At 65.0% G+C, this 21,565-nt stretch carries 18 protein-coding genes; 3 read left to right on the top strand and 15 right to left on the bottom strand.

The features are described 5' to 3' along the window. Nucleotides 1–55 precede the first annotated feature (55 nt). The 5 genes from BLT98_RS00865 to BLT98_RS00840 all read right to left on the bottom strand — a co-directional run bounded on the left by BLT98_RS00865 (nt 56) and on the right by BLT98_RS00840 (nt 4,110). Entirely contained in the window at nt 56–1,795 is a 1,740-nt protein-coding gene (locus BLT98_RS00865; protein WP_092604847.1) for a serine hydrolase, read from the bottom strand. Between the two features lie 209 nt (nt 1,796–2,004). Continuing rightward, nucleotides 2,005–2,649 carry a hypothetical protein gene (locus BLT98_RS00860; protein ID WP_139178935.1) on the bottom strand — a complete coding sequence of 215 codons (645 nt, stop codon included), beginning with the start codon at nt 2,647–2,649 and terminating at the stop codon, nt 2,005–2,007. Between the two features lie 261 nt (nt 2,650–2,910). Further along, entirely contained in the window at nt 2,911–3,357 is a 447-nt protein-coding gene (locus BLT98_RS00850; protein ID WP_092604844.1) for a hypothetical protein, read from the bottom strand. A gap of 52 nt (nt 3,358–3,409) precedes the next feature. Continuing rightward, nucleotides 3,410–3,880, bottom strand: coding sequence for a MepB family protein (locus tag BLT98_RS00845; protein WP_092604843.1), 471 nt, complete (start codon nt 3,878–3,880; stop codon nt 3,410–3,412). Further along, complete coding sequence (locus BLT98_RS00840) at nt 3,877–4,110, bottom strand: hypothetical protein (RefSeq protein ID WP_092606716.1); 234 nt, start codon at nt 4,108–4,110, stop codon at nt 3,877–3,879. The genes BLT98_RS00845 and BLT98_RS00840 overlap by 4 nt, the downstream gene beginning before the upstream one ends. A gap of 97 nt (nt 4,111–4,207) precedes the next feature. On the opposite strand from BLT98_RS00840, the gene BLT98_RS00835 reads away from it, so the two are divergent. Further along, entirely contained in the window at nt 4,208–4,570 is a 363-nt protein-coding gene (locus BLT98_RS00835) for a TfoX/Sxy family protein (protein ID WP_092604842.1), read from the top strand. Here the strand turns inward: BLT98_RS00835 and BLT98_RS00830 are convergent. The 7 genes from BLT98_RS00830 to BLT98_RS00800 form a co-directional block, all read right to left on the bottom strand. Continuing rightward, a complete protein-coding gene (locus tag BLT98_RS00830) occupies nt 4,559–5,563 on the bottom strand; it encodes a 2-hydroxyacid dehydrogenase (protein WP_092604841.1) in 1,005 nt (334 codons plus the stop codon). The two genes, BLT98_RS00835 and BLT98_RS00830, sit on opposite strands and share 12 nt — an antisense overlap. Before the next feature lie 87 nt (nt 5,564–5,650). Beyond that, nucleotides 5,651–6,844, bottom strand: a complete 1,194-nt coding sequence (locus BLT98_RS00825) for a hypothetical protein (RefSeq protein ID WP_092606713.1) — start codon at nt 6,842–6,844, stop codon at nt 5,651–5,653. A 41-nt stretch (nt 6,845–6,885) separates the two neighbouring features. Then, nucleotides 6,886–8,076, bottom strand: a complete 1,191-nt coding sequence (locus BLT98_RS00820) for a hypothetical protein (protein ID WP_092604840.1) — start codon at nt 8,074–8,076, stop codon at nt 6,886–6,888. A gap of 2 nt (nt 8,077–8,078) precedes the next feature. Continuing rightward, nucleotides 8,079–9,644, bottom strand: a complete 1,566-nt coding sequence (locus BLT98_RS00815; protein WP_092604839.1) for an MBOAT family O-acyltransferase — start codon at nt 9,642–9,644, stop codon at nt 8,079–8,081. Beyond that, nucleotides 9,634–10,707: a glycosyltransferase family 4 protein gene (locus BLT98_RS00810; protein WP_348272723.1), complete on the bottom strand. Its 1,074-nt coding sequence runs from the start codon at nt 10,705–10,707 to the stop codon at nt 9,634–9,636. Before BLT98_RS00810 ends, BLT98_RS00815 begins: the two co-directional genes overlap by 11 nt. A gap of 2 nt (nt 10,708–10,709) precedes the next feature. Then, on the bottom strand, nt 10,710–12,182 hold the full coding sequence (locus BLT98_RS00805; protein WP_092604837.1) for a lipopolysaccharide biosynthesis protein: 1,473 nt from the start codon (nt 12,180–12,182) through the stop codon (nt 10,710–10,712). A 15-nt stretch (nt 12,183–12,197) separates the two neighbouring features. Next, entirely contained in the window at nt 12,198–14,282 is a 2,085-nt protein-coding gene (locus BLT98_RS00800) for a glycosyltransferase (protein ID WP_244517334.1), read from the bottom strand. 152 nt (nt 14,283–14,434) lie between these two features. On the opposite strand from BLT98_RS00800, the gene BLT98_RS00795 reads away from it, so the two are divergent. Both BLT98_RS00795 and BLT98_RS00790 read left to right on the top strand, forming a co-directional pair. Continuing rightward, on the top strand, nt 14,435–15,721 hold the full coding sequence (locus BLT98_RS00795) for a putative O-glycosylation ligase, exosortase A system-associated (RefSeq protein WP_092604835.1): 1,287 nt from the start codon (nt 14,435–14,437) through the stop codon (nt 15,719–15,721). Further along, entirely contained in the window at nt 15,718–16,653 is a 936-nt protein-coding gene (locus tag BLT98_RS00790) for a polysaccharide deacetylase family protein (RefSeq protein ID WP_092604834.1), read from the top strand. The genes BLT98_RS00795 and BLT98_RS00790 overlap by 4 nt, the downstream gene beginning before the upstream one ends. On the opposite strand, the gene BLT98_RS00785 is transcribed toward BLT98_RS00790, so the two are convergent. From BLT98_RS00785 to BLT98_RS00775, 3 genes are read right to left on the bottom strand one after another with little or no spacing between them, the layout of a single operon-like run. Next, nucleotides 16,562–18,502 carry an asparagine synthetase B family protein gene (locus tag BLT98_RS00785; RefSeq protein ID WP_092604833.1) on the bottom strand — a complete coding sequence of 647 codons (1,941 nt, stop codon included), beginning with the start codon at nt 18,500–18,502 and terminating at the stop codon, nt 16,562–16,564. The two genes, BLT98_RS00790 and BLT98_RS00785, sit on opposite strands and share 92 nt — an antisense overlap. Beyond that, nucleotides 18,499–19,755 (bottom strand): pyridoxal-dependent decarboxylase, exosortase A system-associated, encoded by a 1,257-nt coding sequence (locus BLT98_RS00780; protein ID WP_092604832.1) that lies wholly within the window; start codon nt 19,753–19,755, stop codon nt 18,499–18,501. The genes BLT98_RS00785 and BLT98_RS00780 overlap by 4 nt, the downstream gene beginning before the upstream one ends. After that, nucleotides 19,752–21,362 carry an acyl-CoA ligase (AMP-forming), exosortase A system-associated gene (locus tag BLT98_RS00775; RefSeq protein WP_092606710.1) on the bottom strand — a complete coding sequence of 537 codons (1,611 nt, stop codon included), beginning with the start codon at nt 21,360–21,362 and terminating at the stop codon, nt 19,752–19,754. Before BLT98_RS00775 ends, BLT98_RS00780 begins: the two co-directional genes overlap by 4 nt. Nucleotides 21,363–21,565: the final 203 nt, after the last annotated feature.

Raw genomic sequence — 21,565 nt, 5'->3', positions numbered from 1 at the left:
GAAATTGTCGGTTCGTTGTTTATTTCCAGGGAAACACCGTGCTCCACCGCAGCGTTCAGTCGTCCACCAGGTCGAAGTCGGCAAACAAGCCGTCCGCCGTCAGGTAAACCAGCAGCGTGCGCGCCGGCTGGATGCCGCTGGCGCGGAAGGCAAGGATGCTATCCACCTTGCTGTCATGGCGTTCGATCGCGCGGCCTGCAACAGCTTGCTCATGCAAAAAAGTGAGTGACTTCACATTGGCGAGTTCGCCAATCGCCTGTGTGCCAAAATTGCGTTTGATGCCAGCTGTGGCGAATGCCGAGTTGGCCAAGGCGCTGCCGCCACGCGCGATATCGGCCAGCAATGCCTGCACACTCCGGGTACGCGCAGGCTTGGGGTCGGTGCGCGCTTTCAAAGTGTGCATCAGCGGGCCGATGCGCGGCGCCTTGTTCGCTTTGTCCTTGGTCGTCACGACGACGCCTGTCACCTCGCCTTGTGCATCGACGGCAAAAGCCAGTTCGCAATTGCGCGACGTCGAATGGAAGCGCTGTGGGCCGACGGGCACGAACACTTCGTCGGGCAAGCCATCGGAAATGCTGCGCAGCCGGCCACCCTGCATGTCGAAGGTGCCCAGCGTGTTGTTCGCCAACTCGTAGCGGCCCGTGTAGCGGCCGAGCGCCCTGGCATCGATCGTGATGGCGGGCTGCTTGCGCAAGACGGCGTAATCGGCATCCGGCCAGCGATAAGCGCGGCCGATGGCGTCGGTCAGGCGGTCCATCATGCGGGAATTGTCATTCGCGTTAATCATGATCACGGCACCCTGGCCGGTGCGGGAAAATGCCGTCAGCAAGGTATCGAAGCCTTCGTCACGCCCGCCGTGCGAGAAGCGTTGCGCGCTGCCGCTGCCGTGAAGGAAGACGCCCAGGCCCGCGTTCTCTATTTGCGGGGTCAGCATCTGTTGCGTCAAGGCTGCCGAAATGACCGGATTCGACGTGCCCGCCAAGGATTGCTGCACGCCGATGGCGTAGCGCGCCAGGTCCGACGCGTTGGTCCACAAGCCGGCCGCCGCCATTTCCGGATACACATGCCAACGGTCTGCCACCAGGCTACGGTTGGCAAGGTGGCCGCTGGCATTCAGGCGCGCGCGCTCGGCCGGCGGCGGCTGCACATAGGAACTCTCATGCATGCCCAATGGCGTGAGGACTGCATCGCGCATGTAGTCGGGAAACGCCTGGCCGCTCACGTCGGCCACCATTTGTTGCATGACGGTATAGCCGCCGCCCGAGTAACGCACCTTGCTGCCTGGAACGATGTCAACACGGATGGGCGCGGTATTCGCGGGTTGCTCGCCGTTCAGCACCTGGACCACGCTGGGCAGCGGCGCATTGCGGGCGTAGCCAGGGAAGCCGTGCACGGTCAGCCCGGCGTTGTGGCTGAGCAGCCTGCGCAAGGTCACCTTCTGTTCGGCCGTCAGGGCGCTGTCCGGCAGCTTCCACGTGAGCAGGCGGGGATTGACGTCCTCGTCAAGGCCAAGCTTGCCTTGCTCTACCAGGTGCAACGCTCCCAGCGCGGCCACCGGCTTGCTGACCGACCCGGCCTGGAACAGTGTGTGCGGGCTGACCGGCGTCTTGCCGCCCTTTTCCGTCACACCGTACCCTTGCGCCCTGACAATCTTGCCGTTCTCGATGATGGCAAGCGACAGGCCGGGGATTTGCCGCATCTTCATTTCGGCCTTGATGATGTCGTCCAAGGCGTCCGCCCGGGCGCCACTTGCGAACAACAGGGTAAGGACCAGTGCCAGGGGATGAACTCGCATGAACGATTCTTTCAACGGTGATGGACGGATGCCAGGAAGGAAACGTTGACGATACGTCAGCCCGTCCTGCCGCCATGCGGGATTGCGACAGGCCGTCAAATATCAGTCATGGACGGTCATTTTCCCGGATGAGTTGCGGCCCGCGTTTGCTGGCGTGACGAATTCTGACCGCTTGCCGCCGTTGGCGGGTTCTGCACCGTTGCAGGCCTTCACGAATCGCCGGTACTTGAAATATTCTGCGCCATACCGAGCTCCCAGTCCTTTTGCCATTTTTCCGCATCGTCCTGATCGAACCAGCCGGCTACGTACGAGGATATTTCATCCGCATCCCGCAAGTTCGATTCTGCCAAATAGGAAACTGTCGCTTGAAATCCCGCACCAATAAAAAATTCCACGCCCATTGATGTTCCGACATCCATATTGATATGCTTTGCCACCCAAAGGGCCTCGATATCGCTCGTGCTGCCTAAACGATAAAGCAAGAAGGCGCAACGATAAATTCCTTCGTAAGAATCACCATCATCCTTAATTATCCCATTCCAAAGCGCAATTCTATACTGCACTTCCTTCTCAAAGACTTGTCGAATTAGCGTGGAGTATGGCGCGAGTGGCCGCTCCAGCAGAATTTTATAGAGTTGTTGGCGTACCCGCGGCGAGTCGAGTTCACTCTCGCTGTCAGGTGTCAGAAGTCCCTGGGAGTTTTCAAAATACTCAAGAATTTTTTCAGCGCACAAGAAGGATATTTTATTTTTTTCTGCAGACCTATTTTGACTTATCTCAACTTCAACCTGCGCCACAATCTGAGGCGTGATAGGCAATTCTGGCGTGTTTTTACGCTTAAAAAAATTCCACATTAAACTTGACCTTTTAGATCCTGTCCGCTTAGCGGACATCGAATTGCTCCATCAATGGCGCCTGGCGCTTGATGGAATGGATCAATACTGCAACATTTTCACGCTACGAGAGCCTGGCCGCCGCATCAATGATGTGCTGACCATATTTATTTATAAGCAATTGCATTTCACTTTCTTTTTTCTTTGAATTTCCTGTCCAGGCAGGGCAACGCTGCCATTCCGACACGATCACGCACCGGATACTGGAGCCGCCCCAAAGCGCTAGTAACTCGACGATGGGGCCGGTGCCGCGCACGCCCTGACGGTCTTCGCGCTATAGTCGAAATTGATGCTATTCGTGCCCTGGCCACGATACATGCTCTCGCCTTCCCCGATGGTCGCCTGCGCGCCCATCTTGCACAGCACGGCCGGTGCACGCTGCGTCCAGTCCAGCCTGCGCAAGGTGGCGATATTCCTGTCGCGCAGCGCAGCGCTCCAGCCCTCGTCCTTGAAGCGCACCGAATAGACCACAGCATGCAGCTGCACGCGGCTCGTCCGGTCGATCACATTGCCGCCGTTCTGCAGCACTTCGGCCAGGTCGCTCTCGATGAACTGCATGACGTCGGGACCGCGCTTGGGCGTGTCATTGCGCCCCAGCTGGGAAAGAACGAAGATCGCAAACACGACAAAAAGCGTCAGATAAATTTTTCCATCAAAAAAGGACTTCATTCCCGCTTTCCCATGCTGTTCAGTATGTATATCTGCCCCTGGGCCGGAAACGTCAGGCGATGTCCAGCAGCTTTGCCAGCCCCTGCTGATCCCCCGCCGCCACAAACCACGCCGCCTGCCAGCGCTGCGTGCGCTGCGCCTGGATCGACTCCGGCACACACCATGGCGGATACACGCGCAGCGCGCGCTTCCCGCCCTGGCTGGCGCGCGACATCACGCCCCGTTCCAGCAGCACGCTGCGCGGAAAAATGAAAAAGCCATGCCGCGCGCCATCGTCGTCGGCCACGGCGATGATGACGACATCGACGGGATCGACTTCGTCCAGCGGGGCGATGTCGGCGTCAGGATGGGGGCGCTTCCAGACGGTGACGAACTGGCCGGTTTTCGTCGGCGTGGTTTTCGCCACGCGCAAGACCAGGCGCTTGCCGTGCAGCTCGGCGCGGCAGGCGCCGTAGTCCGCGCTTTCCGCTTCCGGCACGGGGGCTTGCGGCAAACCCAGGAAAGCCCAGGGACTGGCCTTCATTGCGCGCTGAACTCGGCTGCGGCCTTGGCCGCCCACAGCGCTTCGGCATGGCTGGGGAACGGGCTGTCGTAGCCGTCGACAGTGCCATCCTCATCGACAAAGTACAGCCACCAGCCGTCGGCCTGCTCGCGGATGGCCGTGTGGCCCGGTGCGCAGTGGGTTTCGATGGCGTCGCCTGCGGCCAGGGTGGTGATGCTGATGCCGCGGTGAATAATATGCTCGGGTGTCATGGAAAATAGATCATGCGAAAAAATCAATGGCCGTAGTGTAGCCGCGCCGGCGAATCCTTGCCAGTGCGCTACACTGTTCTTTCACACGGAGGATGACATGGCATCACAGCAAGGCACGGTGGATTTTTTGCTCGACCAGATGGCGGGCGCGGGCAGCCTCAGCGCAAAGAAAATGTTTGGCGAATACGGTCTGTATTGCGACGGCAAGATGTTCGCCATCGTCGCCGACGACCAGCTCTTCATCAAGCCGACGGATGCGGGACGCGCCTGGATCAGCGCACAAGGCACGCTGCAGGAAGCGCCGCCTTATCCGCAAGCCAAGCCGTATTTCCTCATCGATGGCGGGCTGTGGGATGAGCGCGACTGGCTCAGCCAGCTGGCGCGGCGCACGGCCGACGCCTTGCCGCTGCCGAAACCCAAGCCACCGCCCAAGCCGAAAAAACAGGTGTCAGCTGGCTAGTACGCTGTTCTCGCAAGCCTTGCCCTGACGGAAGCACGCGAGGTTGTGATATGTGATGGCGGCGATCTCGCGCAGCGCTTCTATGGTGAAGAAACCCTGGTGGCCCGTCACCAGCACGTTCGGGAACGTCATCAAGCGCTGGAAGATATCGTCGTCGATGATGTCGGACGAGCGGTCCTGGAAGAACAGATTGCTTTCCTGCTCGTACACGTCGATGGCCAGGGAACCCAGCTGGCGCGACTTGAGCGCCTCGATGACGGCGCCCGTGTCGATCAGGCCGCCGCGCGAGGTATTCACCAGCATGGCGCCCTTTTTCATCAGCGGCAAGGTTGCTTCGCTGATCATGTGGCGCGTGCTGTCCATCAAGGGGCAATGCAGCGAGACGATGTCGGATTCGGCCAGCAGTTGCGGCAATTCCACCATCGTGCCCAGCTGCGCAAACGCGGGCGCCGGATACGGGTCGTGGCCCAGCACCGTGCAACCGAAACCCTTGAAGATGCGCGCCGTCGCCAGGCCGATCTTGCCCGTGCCGACGATGCCGACCGTCTTGCCGTGCAGTGTCGCGCCCAGCAAGCCATCGAGCGAGAAATTGCCTTCGCGCACGCGGGCGTAGGCGCGGTGCGTGTGGCGGTTCAGGGTTTGCACGAGGGCCAGCGTGTATTCGGCCACGGCTTCCGGCGAGTACGCGGGCACGCGGGCAACGAACAGGCCCAGCCGCCTGGCCGCTTCGAGGTCGAGGTTGTTGTAGCCGGCGCAACGCAGCAAGATGGCGCGCACGCCGTAGCGTTGCAGCGATTCCAGCACGGGCGCGTCGAGCACGTCGTTGACGAAGACGCACACGGCGTCGGCGCCTTGCGCCAGGACCACGGTTTCCTGGCTCAGCAAGGCGCTGTGGTAGACCAGTTCGATGCCGGCAGCGTCGGGCTGGGACGGCAAGGCTTCATCGAAGAAACGGCGGTCGTAGGGCTGGCTGGCAAAGAAGGCGATTTTCATGGGGAGTCCTGGAACTTGCTGGATGGCAAAACATCATCATAGCGCATGCGCCCTGCCCCACGCTGTACGCCTGGCGCCTGCCGCAGCCTATTTGGGTTCGCGGGGCAAGGTCAGCACATGGCGCAGGTAGGCCGTTTCCTTGGCGTGCACCGCGTGGTAGCGCTCGCGCGCGGCGCGCGTGGCCGCCTGGTGGGCCGCGATGCCGGTTTCCGTCAACTCCGCGCCGAAGTCCCCCGGCGGCTGCAGCGGGCCGCCAAACAGGCGCGCCAGGATGAAGCGGCCCACATTCTCGCGATAGTGCGACGCTTCCCAGTAATAGCGCATCTCGCGCGCGCCCGTCACTTGCGGGATCGGTTCGCTGGTGATGCTGTTGAAACCGGAAAAATCAAGCAGGCGCACGTCGCAGCCCAGGCGCCGGTGGCGTCCGACCATTTGCGCCAGGTCGCGCTGCCATGTTTCCATGGCATCCCATTTGCCGCGCCAGTACAGGGCGTCCAGCGTGAGCGCGTGCGTGGGGTTGATGTACAGGCGCAAGCGCGTGCCGCCACGGCACAGTTTCCCCACGCTCGTATCGAAGGCATGCAGGGCCGGTTCGGTCGGCCCCAGGCCGTCGCCGAATTCCTGCAGGCGCGGCGTGAAGGCGCGCGCCGTACCGACCCAGCCATGGTTGCGGGCGGTGATGCAGGACTGGTCGCGCTGGCCATGCAGGGCCAGGCTGGAGAGGCAGGCGCCGTCATAGCTGCCGCTGAGGATGCGCCATGTGTCGCGCGTCATGTCCACTGTCAACCCGCGCTTGATGTTGAGCAAGGCGCGCCGCGCGAAAAAGGCGGGGCCGCCGTCCGTCAAGCCCGGCTCCACACCGGCAGAGCCCAGCTCCAGCGAAAACGAAGGAGCGTCGATGCCCCACACGAGAGTGTCGACATGGCTGACCCTGGCCGCGTGTTCGGCCAGGCGGATGGCGTCGCCGATCGAGGCTCCCGAGACGGCGCTGTTGAAGACGTTCTTGCCATCGAACAAAGTACGCATACTGCTGGCCGGCAAGCCCATTTCCGTGCGCGAATTGCCGATATACACGACGGCGGGCCGGTAGCGCGCCACGGCATACGTCTTGCCCCACACTGCGAGCTTTTCATACGTGGGACGCAGGCGCTGCACCAGGGGGCTGTCCCACTGGTGCAGCAGATACGGGTCAACGCGGTAATTGACGGCGGAAACGAGTGCCAGCGCGGCCAGGGCGCAGGCAAAGAAGATGGCGAGGTAGCGGCGGGCGGTGGTATCCATGGTCAGCACGGGAAGTAGCAACATGAGTAGAGAAATGGCGTTCAACGCCGGATCAGCGGCCCGTCCAGCACCCGCTGCGCATAGGCCGCCTCGCGCGCATGTTCCACGCGATAGCGGTCGCGCGCCGCGCGCGCGGCCGCATGGTGGGCGTCGACGTTGGCCTGCGTCAGCTCCACGCCGAAGTCGGCCGGCGGCGGCGTGTCGCCGCCAAACAGGCGGGCCAGGATCAAGCGGCCCACATTGTCCCGGTAGTGCGACACCTCCCAGTAATAATGCATCTCGGGCTTGCCGCTGACGAGCGGGGTCGCTTCCGTCGTGATGCTGTTAAAGCCGGAAAAATCATACAGGCGCACGTCGCAGCCCTGCTGGCGGTGGCGCCCGGCGAGCTGCACCAGTCCCCGCTGCCAGGCCTGCATGGCATCCCACTTGCCGCGCCAGTGCAGCGCATACAAGGTCAGCGCGTGCGTGGGGTTGATGTACAGGCGCAGGCGCAGGCCACTGCGGCACAGCTTGCCGATGCTGGCGTCGAGCGCCAGTGTCGATGGCGGCGTCGGCCCCAGTCCATCGCCGAACTCCTGCAGCCGCACGGGAATGGCGTCCTTCGTGCCGAGCCAGTGCCGCATGCCCTTGCGGGTGCACGTCTCGTCGCGCTGTCCATACAAGGCCAGGTTGGAGCGGCAGACATCGCCGGCATTGCCGGTGAGGATGCGCACGCTGTCCTCCGTCATGTCCAGGGTCAGGCCGCGCTTCAGGTTGACCAGGGCGCGCCGGGCGAAAAAGCCGTGCTCGGCGCCCGTCAGGCTGTCTTCCACCCGCGCCGCCCCCATGTCCAGGGAAAAAGTGGGCGCGTCGATGCCCCACACCATGGTCTCGACGCGGCTGACCCTGGCCGCATGCTCGGCCAGGCGGATGGCGTCGCCGATCGAGGCGCCCGACACGGCGCTGTTGAAGACGCTCTTGCCGCCAAACAAGGCGCGCACGCCCGTCGGCAAGCCCAGTTCCGTGCGCGAATTGCCGATGTAGATAATGGCCGGCCGGTAGCGCGCCACGGCATAGGTCTTGGCCCAGGCGCCGAGCTTTTCATTCAACTGGCGCGGACGCTGCAGCAAGGGGCTGTCCCACTGGTGCAGCAGGTAGGGGTCGACCTGGTAGTTCAGGAGCGAGACGGAACCGAGCACCAGGAAAACGCAGGCGAGGAAGCCGGTCAGGTAGCGGCGGGCGGCGGTATCCATGGTCAGAACTGGAAGTAGAGAAATTCGGTGACCCGGTTCATGCCGAAGATGCAGGCGACGAACAGCGCGGCCAAACCTACGCTCCAGCGGCGCGTGGGCCGCCAGCTGAAGGCCCAGCGTCCTGCCGGCTGAAAGATTCTTTCAATGGCGGGCTCGTAAAGAAAGAATATTTCCTGCGTATTCGGCGCCTTGAAAGCCAGCAGCATGGCGCCCAGCAGCACGGGCAAGCCGGGGCCGGCCAGTTCGATCCAGCGGATGCCGTCAAAGGCCGGATGCAGCCCCCATTGCGCCAGGCTGGCCGCGTGACTGGCCAGGCCGCGCGGCAGGCTCACACCATTGCTTCCCACCAGCGCGCCCGTGATGTCCCAGGCCGTGGCCACGTCGGGCGCGCGGAAGAAAATCCAGGCCAGCATGACGGCAAAAAAAGTCAGCAAGGTGGACCACCAAGCGGGCCACCAGCGCGCCCGGAGCGAACCGAACGCGCGCTGCCACGCCTGCTGCAGCACCAGGTACAGGCCGTGCAAGCCGCCCCAGATGACGAAGGTCCAGCCGGCGCCATGCCACAGGCCGCCCAGCAGCATGGTCAGCATCAGGTTGCGGTAGCGCATGGCCTCGCCGCGCCGGCTGCCGCCCAGGGGAATATACAGATAGTCGCGCAGGAAACGCGACAAGGTCATGTGCCAGCGGCGCCAGAAGTCCGCGATATTGGCCGCCTTGTACGGCGAATTGAAGTTCAGCGGCAATTTCACGCCGAACAGGCGCGACAGGCCGATGGCCATGTCCGAATAGCCGGAAAAGTCGAAATACAGCTGGAAGGTATAGGCCAGCACGCCGATCCACGCTTCGATCAGGGTCGGTTCGGCGCCGGCCGCGAACACGGGCATGGCCAGCGGCGACAGGTTGTCGGCAATCAGCACCTTTTTTGCCAGGCCGATGGTAAAGATCGACAGGCCGATGGCGAAATTGGCGGCGCGCGGATGGGCGTTGGCCGGGTCGGCGAACTGCGGCATCATGTCGCGGTGGTGCAGCACGGGGCCGGCGATCAGGTGCGGGAAATAGCTGACGAACAGCACATAGTGGATAAAGCGGTATTCGCGCACCTCTCCCCGGTAGCAATCGACGAGGAAGGCGATCTGCGTAAAGGTAAAGAAAGAGATGCCTATCGGCAGGATGATATCGAGGCCGGACAAAGGCAGGCTTGCAGCGCCAGCACTGGCGGCAATGGCATTCACGCTGTCGATGAAGAAATTCGCATATTTGTAGTAGGCGAGCAGCCCCAGGTTCAGCGCCAGCGCCGCGACCAGCACGCGCTTGCGGGCCGCGCCCGCGCTGGCGCCGATCAGGCGGCCGGCGCCGTAATTGACGCAGATCGAGGCCAGCAGCAGCGGCAGGTAGCGCACGTCCCACCAGGCATAGAAGAACAGGGAGGCGAGCGCCAGCCAAATTGCGGGCGCCAGGCGGCGCCAGCTGGCGGATGCGCCGGCGGTGGCCAGGCGGTCCAGCAAAAAATAGCCGGCCAGCACGATGGGCAGATATGCAAACAGGAAAGCGAAAGAATTAAACAGCATGCTGCCTCCTGGCCGGCAAGGACTGCGCCTGGTAGTAACACTCGGCAATCTGCGCCGCCACCCGTTCCCACGTAAAACGTTCCACCAGGGCTTGCACGCGGGCGCGCTCGGGCGGCAGCGCCAGCAATGCGAGGATGGCCTGGCGCTGCGCGGCGCCATCGTCCCAGGCCACCTTGCGCAGCGCGAAGACGGAATCGGGCAAGTCCAGCGCGCTTTGCGCCGTCATGACGACAGGCGTGCCGGCCGCCAGCGCTTCAAGCACGCTCAAGGGAAACACTTCGCCCTGGCTGGGCAAGGCCGCCACGGACGCCGCATGGTAGGCGCTGGCCAGCAGCGGGTCGGCGTGGTCGAGCGCGCCCAACCAGCTGACGTGCGGCAAGTCCAGCAGCAGTTGCAGATACGCCTGCTGTTCGCGCGGCGCGGTGCCGATCAGCACCAGGGGCAAGCCGGCGCCCGCCAGCGCCTGGGCCAGTCCCAGCTGGTTTTTATACGGTGAGATGCTGCCCACCATCAACACGAACGGTCCGGCGATGCCCGTTTCGCGCAGGAACAGATCGCCATTGGCCGTGAAGAAATGCGGGTTGATCCCATTCGGCAAGACGCGGACGGCGTCCGCTGGCATGCCGAAACCTTGCACCATGGCGTCGCGTTCGGCCTCGCCCAGGGCGATCACCACGTCGGCCAGCTGCAAGGCGCGCCGCGTCTGCGCATAGCTCGTCTGCACCATCCACTCCGTCAGGCGTCCCGCCAGCCGGTCGGCCAGCCGCGCGCGCCAGGCGCTGGCCCGGCCCCAGCTCGGCGACAGCAGCGGCGACAGCACCACGGGTACGCCTTGCTCGCTGGCCATTTCCATGATGCGGTAAGTGCCATTGCTCGCCGAAAACACGTGCAGCACGTCGAAATCGGCCAGCCGCTCATGGTTGGCGTCCACCAGTTGCACTTCCAGGGGCCGCGCCGGCAACTGGGGCAGCCGGTTCAGCGCGGCAATGGTTTCGCGTACCTGGATCTGCAAGCCGCCGTCGCGCTGGAACAGCATCGGGTAGGACAAGATACCGACACGCATGGTCATCCTTTCGTGCATTTGACTGCCAGCCAACGGCCAGCCAGCTTGCGTTGCAATAACAGAAACTCGCCAGCGAGCTCATGCTTCAACAGGAACAGGCCGGCCAGCCAGCACAGCAAGGTGGCCAGCGCCGTGCCCGTCAGCGCCAGCAGCGCCGGGGTATCCACAGGCAGCCACAGCAGCGAAGCGATGGGCGCGACGGCGCTGACGCCGCAGAGCAGCAGGCTCTTGCGCAATGCCCGGGCCAGGATGCGCCAGTCCAGCGCGCTCAAGCGCCGCAGGCAGCCGTAATTCAGCCAGCTGCGCAGCACATTGCTGAGCACCACGGCCCAAGCCACCACCACCAGGCCGAACGGCGCCGCCGCCAGCAGCAGCGCCACTTTGATAACGCCCGCGCAGGCATCGAGCCGCACCTGCGCATGCAGCTGGCCCGTCGCCACGAACAGGTAGCGGGCCATGCTGAACATGCTATACACGGCCGAGGACAGGCACATGATGCGGATCAAGGGCACACAGGCCAGCCATTGCGAACCGTACAACACCTTGACCAGCGGCAAAGCCATACAGGCGAGGAAGAGAAAAAACGGCCAGGCCAGCGCCGTCATGTAGCTGATCGTGCGCAGATACACGAGTTCCGCCCCGCCCTGCCCCCCTTCCCCGCGCGCGCGGGCCGCGAACAGGGGAAACACCACGGGCGAAATCGCGCTGGTGATGGCCTGGTTGAAGATATTGAGCACGCTTTGCGCCTTGCCGAACAGGGCCAGGCTTTCAATGCCGATCAGCTTGCCGATGATGAGGTCCGGCGCCGCCACGCCCGCCTCGTCGACGAGGCCGCCCCCCGTCGCATACGCGCCAAAGCGGGCGATATCGCCCATGCCGCGCCGTCCCGGCAGCCACGGCAGCTCTGCGGGCCGCAGCAGCAGGCTCACCAGCAGCGAAGCGCAGGAGCCGGCCAGCGCCGCCCACACCATGCTCATGTAACTGTAGCCATACAGCGCCAGCAGCACGGCCACCAGCAGGTTGACGACGCTATTGGCCGCGTTGATGGCGTAGATGGCGCGAAAGCGCAGTTGCCGGCGCAATATAGGCAAGGTCAAGGCGCTGAACGGTATCAGGAGGAAATTGATCGCCAGCAGGCGCAGCACGAGGGTGAGCCGGGGTTCGCCATAGAAATGCGCCAGCGGCGCGCTGGCCAGCAGCACCAGGCCCGCCAGCAGCCAGGCGACGAGCAGGCTGGTGGCCAGCGCGGCCCGCAATTTCACCGTGTCGAGCTGCTTTTCCTGGATCAGGTATTGCCCCACGCCAAAATCGCGCACCACTTGCGCCAAGGCCACCAGCACGGCGCCCAGCGAATACACGCCCACTTCGTCCGGCGTTAGCAGGCGCGACAGCACCATGGTGGCGACAATGCCCAGCAGCAGCACCGTGTATTTTTCGGCGAACGAGAAAAAGAACGAATGGCGGGTGGCGCTCATGCGGGCCGCCCGCGCCTACACCAGGCCCGCATAGAACTGGCGCAGCTGGCGTTCCAGGCGCGGCATCGAGTAGCGCTGCACGGTTTCCTCGCGGGCCAGCCGTCCCATGCGGGCGCGCCGTGGCGCATCCATCAGCAGCTGCGCCACGGCCGCGCAGGCGGCGTGCTCATCGTCGAGCGGCAGCAGCAGTCCGCCTGCGCTGTCGTGCAGGATATCGTGCGTGCCCGGCACATCCGTGCCCACGGCCGGCACGCCGCAGGCCATGGCTTCGATGGTGGCGATGCCGAAACCCTCGTTTTTGCTCAGCAGCACATGCAGGTCGAAGGCCGGCATCAGCAATTCGACGCGCTGCTGGAAACCGGCAAACACGACGTGCTCCTGCCAACCCGATTGTCGCACCTGCAGCCGCAGCATGGCTTCCAGCGGCCCCGTGCCCACGAGCACTAAATATAAGTTGGGAAACTGCGCGACCAGGCGGGCAAACATAGCCAGCAGCGCTTGCGGGCGTTTCTGTGCGGAAAGCCGCGCCACGCAACCGAGCACGAGCGCGTCCGGCTGCAGCCCGAGTTGCTGCCGCGCCAGCATCCGGCGTTCGGGCGAAACAACAAAAGTGTCCGTATCGACACCATTGGGAATGATAGCCAGCCGCGTCTGCGGCGCCAGCATGTCCCGGTACAAGTCGAGGAAATGCCGCATGGCCGACGGCGACACGGCATATACGCCCTTGACGCCGCGGAACGCTTCCTGCAGCCGGGGCCGCTGCCAATCGCTGAAGGCTTCCATGGGAAACGCATTGTGCACGCTGATCACGGCCGGCAAGCGGCATTGCCGGGCCAGCCACAGGATGGAAGCGCCATAGCTGGTCCAGCAAAACGCCACGTGGACGAGATCGGGCCGCAGCCGCCGCAGCCGCCACGCGCCCGTCAGCCTGGCGCGCAGCCAATTCCAGCGGCGCCAGGCCCAGTGTTCGAGAAACAAGGGCGGTTCATACACTTGCACCTGCAAGCGCTGCGCGCGCAGACCCTGCACCCAGGGAGTAAAGCCGGGAAAGCGCCGCAGGGCCAGCACGCTGTCATAGCCGCTTGCGCCCAGCACTTTCGCCTCTTGCGCCATGCGCAGCTCCATGCCGCCCAGCTCGCCCGAATAACTGCTGATGACGATGCGCGGCAGCCGCTTGCGCCGTCCCCGCCACGCTTCATGAAAAAAGCCCCGCAGCCATGCCCGTTCCCACTGGCGCAGGAACAGGTCGGCGTGGTCGCGCCGCAGCCAGGCCCGCACGGCGCCGAGGGAGTCGCGCACATATCTACCCAGCATCCAGCGGGGCACGCCCAGCAGCTCCACGCTGGGTTCGAATGTCGCCAGCCGGCATTGGCCCCGGCCAAACAGCATGGCGCGGCGCAATATCCAGGCGCGCTGCACTTGCGGGGCGCGGATGATGTGCGCCACCCTCGCCCGCGGACAGAACCAGGATGGGTTGCCAGCCGCATGCATCTCCAGGTTGAGCCGGGTTTCACTGCCCATGGCGTAATTGGCGCCCTGCGGGCCAATGCTTTCGTCATAGCGGGCGCCCGCCTCGAAGATGCGGCGGCGTATCGCCATGTTGGCGCCCCACACCAGGCCCGGATACACGGGCGCGTCGCGCAGGTCGGGGCTGGTAATGCCCCATGTCAAGCCGACAGGGGTCAGGCGCAGCAGCCAGTCCTCCGGCTGTTCCCGCCAGGCGGGCACGATGGCGCCGCCGAACAGGGCGTAGCCAGGATGGCTACGCGCGCAGTCCTGCAGGCGGCACAGCCAGTCGGATGCGGGCATGGCGTCATCGTCGCCAAAGACGAACAGCTCGCCGCCGTCACCGCCCAGGCGCAAGGCATATTCGACGGCGCCGTTCAGGGCCGGACTGCGTCCCCGCCGCGCCACACAGACATAGCTCAAGGGCAAGCGCCCGCGGAAGGCGGCGATCACCCGGGCCGTGGCGTCAGTGCTGCCATTGTCGGCGATGACCAGGCGCCAGCCGCCCACGGGCGCGCGCAGTCCCATGTAGGCGCGCAATACCTGGGGCAAGGTGCCGGCGCCATTATAGGTCGCCATGAGAACGGTCAACAAGGACATGCCTCCTTGGTCTTACCATGACAAAACTGATTGGCAGTTTCCACAACGCCGAGCGGTATTGATCCAGTGTACTGAGCCTGCCCGCCAGCCCGTTGACAGGCATCAAGACCTTGCCAACCCGGGCAACACCAGGAGCGTCCCCCTTCATGCGCGACATACTGATTACCGTCATCATCCTGGGTTCGCTGCCATTCATCCTGAAGGCGCCAGCCATCGGCGGCCTGATGTGGGTCTGGGTCAGCGTCATGAACCCGCACACGCAGGGCTGGGGTTTCGCCACCCACATGCCGTTCGCCTTCATCATCGCCATCGCCACCCTGGTCAGCCTCGTGATGACGCGCGAGCCGAAAAACCTGCCCCTGACGCCCATCAGCGTGCTGCTGCTGCTGTTCGTCGCGTGGATGAACCTGACGGCGCCGTTCGCCCTGCTGCCCGAGTCGTCATGGGTGCAGTGGAACAAGGTCATGAAGATCATGCTGATGAGCTTTGTGGTGATGATGGTGATACGCACGCGGCAGGACATCGTGCGCCTGGTCTGGGTGCTGGTGGTTTCGATCGGCTACTACGGCGTGAAAGGCGGCATCTTCACCATCCGCAGCGGCGGCACGGAGCGAGTCTGGGGACCGGAAGAAACATTTATTGGCGATAACAATGCGCTGGCCCTGGCCCTGATCATCACCATCCCCCTCATGTATTATCTGCAGCAAAACACGGATAAACGCTGGCATCGCCACGGCCTGTCGGCGGCCATGCTGCTGTCCGCGCTGTCCGCGCTGGGCTCGTATTCGCGCGGCGCGCTGCTGGCCATCGCCGCCATGGGCCTGTTCATGTGGCTGAAAAGCGAGCGCAAGATGGTGCTGGGCGCGCTGCTCGGCACGGTCACACCGCTGTTGCTGGCCTTCATGCCCGAGCGCTGGGCCGAACGCATGGACACCATCAACACGTATCAGGACGATGTGTCCGCCATGGGCCGCCTGAATGCCTGGCGCATGGCCTGGAACCTGGCGCGCGACCGTTTTCTCGGCGGCGGCTTCGATGTCTCCGACGCCGCCATCTTTGCCCGCTATGCGCCCATTCCCACGGATGTGCATGCGGCGCACAGCATCTATTTCCAGGCGCTGGGCGAACACGGCTTCGTCGGCCTCTTCATCTACCTGGCGCTGGGCATCGCCACCTGGCGCACGGCGGCCGTCATCATCCGCCGCACGCGGGGCAAGCCGGAATTGCGCTGGGCGCACGGCCTGGCCACCATGAGCCAGGCCAGCCTGATCGGCTTTGCCGTGGGGGGCGCCTTCCTCAGCCTGCTGTACTTCGACATGCCGTATTACCTGATGGCCGCCCTGATCGCCACGCGCATCATCGTCGAACAGCAGGCGCCGGCCCTTGCATCCCGCCCGGCCAAGGCGCGGACAACGGTGGCGGAGCAGCCATGACGGCGACGCTGTCCATCCTGATCTACCACCGCGTGCTGGCACGGCCCGATCCACTGTTTCCCGGCGAAGTCGATGCGCCCCTGTTCCAGCGCCAGCTGCGCCTGTTGCAACGTTTCTATACGCCGCTGCCGCTCAGCGATGCCGTGCGGCGCTTGCAGGATGGAAGCCTGCCGCCGCGCGCCGCCTGCATCACCTTTGACGATGGCTATGCGGACAATGCGCAAGTGGCCCTGCCGCTGCTGCAGCGCCATGGCTTGCACGCCACATTCTTTATCGCCACGGGCTATCTGGATGGGGGACAGATGTGGAACGATACGGTGGTCGAGGCCGTGCGCCACGCGCCAGGCCCCGTGCTGGACTTGCGCGTACACGGCCTGGGAACGTTCCCCGTCGCCAGCCTGGCACAGCGGCAGGCGGCCATCGCCACCCTGCTGGGCCAGCTCAAATACCAGCCATTTGCCCGCCGCCAGCAGCTGGCCATGCAGATCCGCCGCCAGGCGGGCGCCACGGCAGGCCCGGCGGCGATGCTGAGCACGGCGCAGCTGCGCCAGCTGCAGGCGGCCGGCATGGAACTGGGCGCGCACACGGCCAGCCATCCGATCCTGTCCACCTTGGCGGAGCGGGCGGCGCAGCGCGACATCGCCCATGGCAAGCAGCAGCTGGAAGCGCTGATCCAGGCGCCCGTCTCCCTGTTTGCCTATCCGAATGGCAAGGTCGGACGCGACTACGGCGCGCCGCACGTGGCCATGGTCAAAGACCTCGGTTTCAAGGCGGCCGTCGCCACGGACTGGGGCGTGGCGCGCCCCGGCGCGGGACTCGACCTGCTGCAGTTGCCCCGCTTTACGCCGTGGGATCGAGGACGCCTGGCGTTTCTGTGGCGCATGCGGCAAAACCGCCGGCAAGCGCACCCAGCGCGCCCGGATGCTGGCTGAGCCACTGTTCCAGCATCAGCAGCAGCCACACCATGGTGCCGTGATAGGCAGGGTGTTCCGCCAGCAAGCGCCCCTGCAGATCGTCGATGAAGGCGGGCCGCACGATGCCGCGTCCGCGCAGCTGGGTCAGATTGTCGAAGGCAAACTCGCGCAGCGGCACGTGGCTGTGCAGCCACTGGCCGAAAGGCAGGCCGAAGCCGTGCTTTTTCTTGCGCACGATGGCCGGCGGCAGGATTTCCGCCAGCGCCCGCTTGAAGAAAGGCCGCAGGCGCATGCCGTCGAGCTTATCCTGCGGCGCCAGGCGCGCAGCGAACGCCACCATCGCATCGTGCAGGAAGGGAAACGCCGCTTCCACGCCGGCCAGTTCGCACGCCTTGCGCACCTTGAACAGGTCGTTGTCGGCCAGGGTAAACCGCATGTCCAGCGCCAGCAACTCATTGATCTGGCTCAAGCCCTGGCCCTGGCGTTCCCAATACGCGCCATTCACGCAGCCAGGCGCCATGCCCGGGTCGATGGTGTCGATAAAACCTGCTTCCAGCACCGTGCGGTAGCCATGGCGCAGCAGCAGATTGTAGCTGTCGAGGCGGGCCGGCAGCGGCAGGCTGGCCTGCTCGATGTAGCGGCGCGCCTTGTCGCCCAGCCGCCACGGTTTGCCCGCGCGCTCGCGGAACAGCAGCGGCTCGATGATGGCCTGGCGCAACATGACGGGCAAGCGCTCGTACTGCGACAACAAGGCCTGGTGCGCATAGCGCTCATTGCCGCCAAACAATTCATCGCCGCCGTCGCCGCCCAGCAGGCGCGTCACGCCATCCTCGCGCGCCATCTGCGCGCAATAGTAGGCGGGAATGGCCGAGGCATTGCCGAAAGGCTGGTCGAAAATGGCCGCCATGGCGGGAATCGCGGCCAGCACGTCGTTTGGCGTCACGTAGCGTTCGTGGTGGATGCTGCCCGCATGGCTGGCGGCCAGGCGCGCATACGCCATTTCATCATAGCCGGGCGCGTCAAAACCGATGGAATACGTGCGCGCGGGCCGGCCCGTCACCTGGCCCATGATGATGGCCAGGGTGGAACTGTCCGTGCCGCCGCTGAGAAACGCGCCCGTGTCCGCCCCATCCGCACCCAGGCCGCTTTCCACGGCCTGGCGCAGCAGGCGCAGGAATTCCTGCTTGTTGCCGGCAAAGCTGGCCCGCGTGCGCGCAGCCGGCTCCTGGAAGGCCAGTTGCCAGTAGCTGCCCTTGCATTGCTTGCCGCCCCGCACATGCAAGTATTCACCGGGCAACAAGCGCTGCTGGCCAAGATAGGCCGTGGCCGGGCCAGGCACCATGTGGAAGAACAAATAGTGATACAGGGCTTGCGGATCGAGCGCCCCCCGCACGGACGGATGGGCCAGCAAGGCGTCATGCGAGGAAGCAAAGAACAAGCCTTGCGCATTGTTCGCGTAGCTGAGCGGATGCATGCCGGCACGGTCCACGGCCAGCAGGGCCGAGCCGGAAAAGGCGTCGAGAATGGCCAGCGCAAATGGTCCCGACAGGCTGGCGCAAGCCGCCACTCCCCGGCTCAGCCACAGGGAAGCGAGGCGGCATGCCACGTCGTCCGCCGAGCCGTCGAGTTCGGGCCGGCCCCAGATGGCCACCTGCAAGCCATCTTGCTGGTACACATGACGGCTGCCGTCGATGGCGGCCACGGCCACCCCGCCCACTTCGCTCAAGCTGTCGGCCAGGGGCGCGCTATCGAAGCGCGACAAGGGCGCCGCCATGCTGGCCAAGGCGGCCTGGGCTGCGCCATCGGCTGCGCTGCCGCCGGCATGCCCCCCGCCCGCCATCGCCAACCAACCGCACAGGCCGCTCATACGAGTACCTCGGCCGGCAGCGGATGGCCGAGAAAGGCCGTCGGACTGGCCGTCAAGCCATACGCGCCCGACTGGAACACCACCACCAGGTCGCCCTCTTCGGCGCGCGCCATCTCCATCTGGTCGGCCAGCAAGTCCAGCGGCGTGCACAACGGTCCCACGACGGACGCCACTTCGCGCGCCCCGCCCTGCAGCCGGTTGCCGATGGCGACCGGATAATTCTTGCGGATCAACTGGCCAAAATTACCCGAGGCCGCCAAATGATGGTGCAAGCCGCCATCCGTCACCAGAAACACTTGTCCATGCGACACCTTGCGTTCGATCACCTTGCACACATACACGCCCGCCTCGGCCACCAGATAGCGGCCCAGTTCCAGGTTCAGGCGCGCGCCCGGTGCCGCCTGGGCCAGGATGGCGAGCTGCCGCTGCAAGCCTGCGGCCACGGGCGCCAGGTCGAGCGCCTGGTCGCCGGGAAAATACGGCACGCCAAAGCCGCCGCCGATATTCAGGGTGCGCAAGGGCGATGGCGCGCTGTCGGCCAGTTGCAGGGCCAGCTGCACGCTCAGGGCCTGCGCTTCGGCCAAGGCCGGCGCCGACAGGCTTTGCGAACCCGCATACAGGTGAAAGCCGTGAAAATCCAGCCCCAGCTGTCCGATGCGGCCCAGCAATGCCGGCACGAGGGCCGCATCGACGCCAAACGGCTGCGCGCCCCCGCCCATGCGCATGCCCGTGCGGCGCAAGGCGAAATCGGGATTCACGCGCACGGCCACCCTGGCCGTCACGCCCAGCCGTTCACTGGCCAGCGCCACCCTTTCCAGCTGGGCGCCAGACTCCACGTTGATCAGCACGCCAGCCGCCACGGCCCGCGCCAGTTCGCCATCGCTCTTGCCCGGTCCCGCAAAACTGATGCGCTCGGCCGGCATGGGCGTATCGAGCGCCGTGGCCAGTTCCCCGCCCGACGCCACGTCGATACCGTCGACCAGGCCCGCCAGCCACTGCACCACGGCAGGCATGGGGTTGGCCTTCATGGCGTAATGCACGTGCACGTCAGCGGGCAAGGCGGCGCGCAGTTCCGCCACGCGGCGCGTGATGTACGCCCGGTCATAGGCATAGAACGGCGTGCTGCCTACTCTCTGGGCCAGCCGGCGCAGGGGCATGCCGCCGACCAGCAGCATGTCGTTTTCCACGGCAAACTGGCGCAGCGGTGGGTGCGGTGGCAATTCCGTATTGTTCGAGTGAATCAAGTCCTTCATGCGGCATCTCCTGTTTGGACCGCATACGCGCGTGCCAGTTCCCTGGCCAGCAAGGGACGGTCGATCTTGCCGTTCGGATTACGCGGCAGCACGCCGTTGCGGATTTCCACCCACAGCGGCACCATATAGCTGGGCAAGCGGGCGCGGCAGGCGGCCAGCACGCTGTCGCGCAGCAATTCCACACCGGGCGCGGGCGTGACGAGCAAGGCGATGGCCTGGCCCAGCACGGCGTGGGGCAAGCCCAGCGCCGCGGCTTCGCCCACCAGCCCGCTTGCATACGCCACTTCCTCGATCTCGGCCGGGCTGACCCGGTAGCCGGACGTCTTGATCATGTCATCGCTGCGGCCCACGAAATACAGATAGCCATCCGCATCGCGGCGCACCGTGTCGCCCGACCAGACGGCCAGTTCCGGCAGCACCAGGCCGCTGGCCTGCGGCGGCAGCGGCTTGAAGCGTTCGGCCGTGCGCGCCGCATCGTTCCAGTAGCCGAGCGCCACCAGCGCGCCGCGGTGCACCAGCTCGCCCGGCTCGTCCGCGTCGCACACGCTGCCATCCGGACGCAGCACCAGCACTTCCGCGTTGGGAATCGCTTGCCCGATGGAATCGGGACGCCGCTCCAGCTGTTCCGGCGCCAGGTAGGTGGAACGGAACGCTTCCGTCAAGCCATACATCAGGTAGACCTGGGTGCGCGGCAACGACTGGCGCAGCTTGTCAAGCGTGGCGCGTTGCATCACGCCGCCCGAATTGGTGATGTAGCGCAAGGGCGTGGACAATGGCCAGCTCAGCTGCGACAGCTGCACCCACAGGGGCGGCACGGCGGCCAGGCCCGTGATGGCTTCCTGCTCCACGGCTTCGACGATATCGCGCAGCAGCAGATAATTCATCAGCACGGCGCAGGCGCCGCTGGCAAACGCCGTCGTCAGCTGGCTCAGGCCATAATCAAAACTGAGCGGCAGGACGCATAAAATGCGGTCCTCCGGCGTGTTGCGCAGGTAGCCCGACACGCTGAGCGCGCCCGCCAGCATGTTGCGGTGCGACAGCACCACGCCTTTCGGCCGCCCCGTGCTGCCGGAGGTATATAAAATGGCGGCCATATCGATGTCGATCGCCGCATGCGGCTTGGGTACGGGCGCACCAAAGGCGGGCACATTGGTGGGCACCGCAGTCCACGGCAGCACGCGGACCTTGTCCAGGCGGGACTCCGCATGCCCTTCGCCCGTCAGCAGCACCGTCCGCAAGTCCGGACAGGCGGCCAGCGCGGGGCCCAGCTGCGCCAGGCGTTCGCGCGACGTGACGAGGATGGTCACATTGCAATCGGCCAGGATGTAGGCCACCTGGTCCGGCTTGAGCAGCGGATTGACGGGCACGAACACGCCGCCGGCGGCCGCCGTACCGAACATGGCGCTGACGTTTTCCGGGCGTTTTTCCAGGTACACGGCCACGCGCGCGCCACGCTGCAAGCCCAGGGTCAGCAGGGTGCCGGCCGCCTCGCGCACGGACTGCGCCAGCGCGGCATAGCCTATTTCCTCGCCCTGCCACGACAGGGCCGGCGCGTGGGGGGCGCGCTGCGCCGTTTCGAAGATCAGATCGTGTATCAGTGTCGCCATCGTTTCGCCCCTCTGCTCGGCATGCCAGGTCATGCATCCCCTATGATTGGGACAAACGGGCGCGGCAGTGTTGATTTTTATCAAGTAAGCGCCTCTCGCGGCGGCCGGCCGCCGATCCGGCGCAATGATTGAGGCCGCGCAACATCCGCCCCGGGCCGCTGCGCTCTAATGGACAGCGTTGGCTGCATAGCCGCCCCATCCTC

This window comes from Janthinobacterium sp. YR213 (assembly GCF_900099875.1).
Lineage (GTDB): Bacteria > Pseudomonadota > Gammaproteobacteria > Burkholderiales > Burkholderiaceae_D > Janthinobacterium > Janthinobacterium lividum.
The sequence above is the reverse complement of the archived record's forward strand: the minus strand, read 5'-3'. Positions and strand labels throughout refer to the sequence as shown.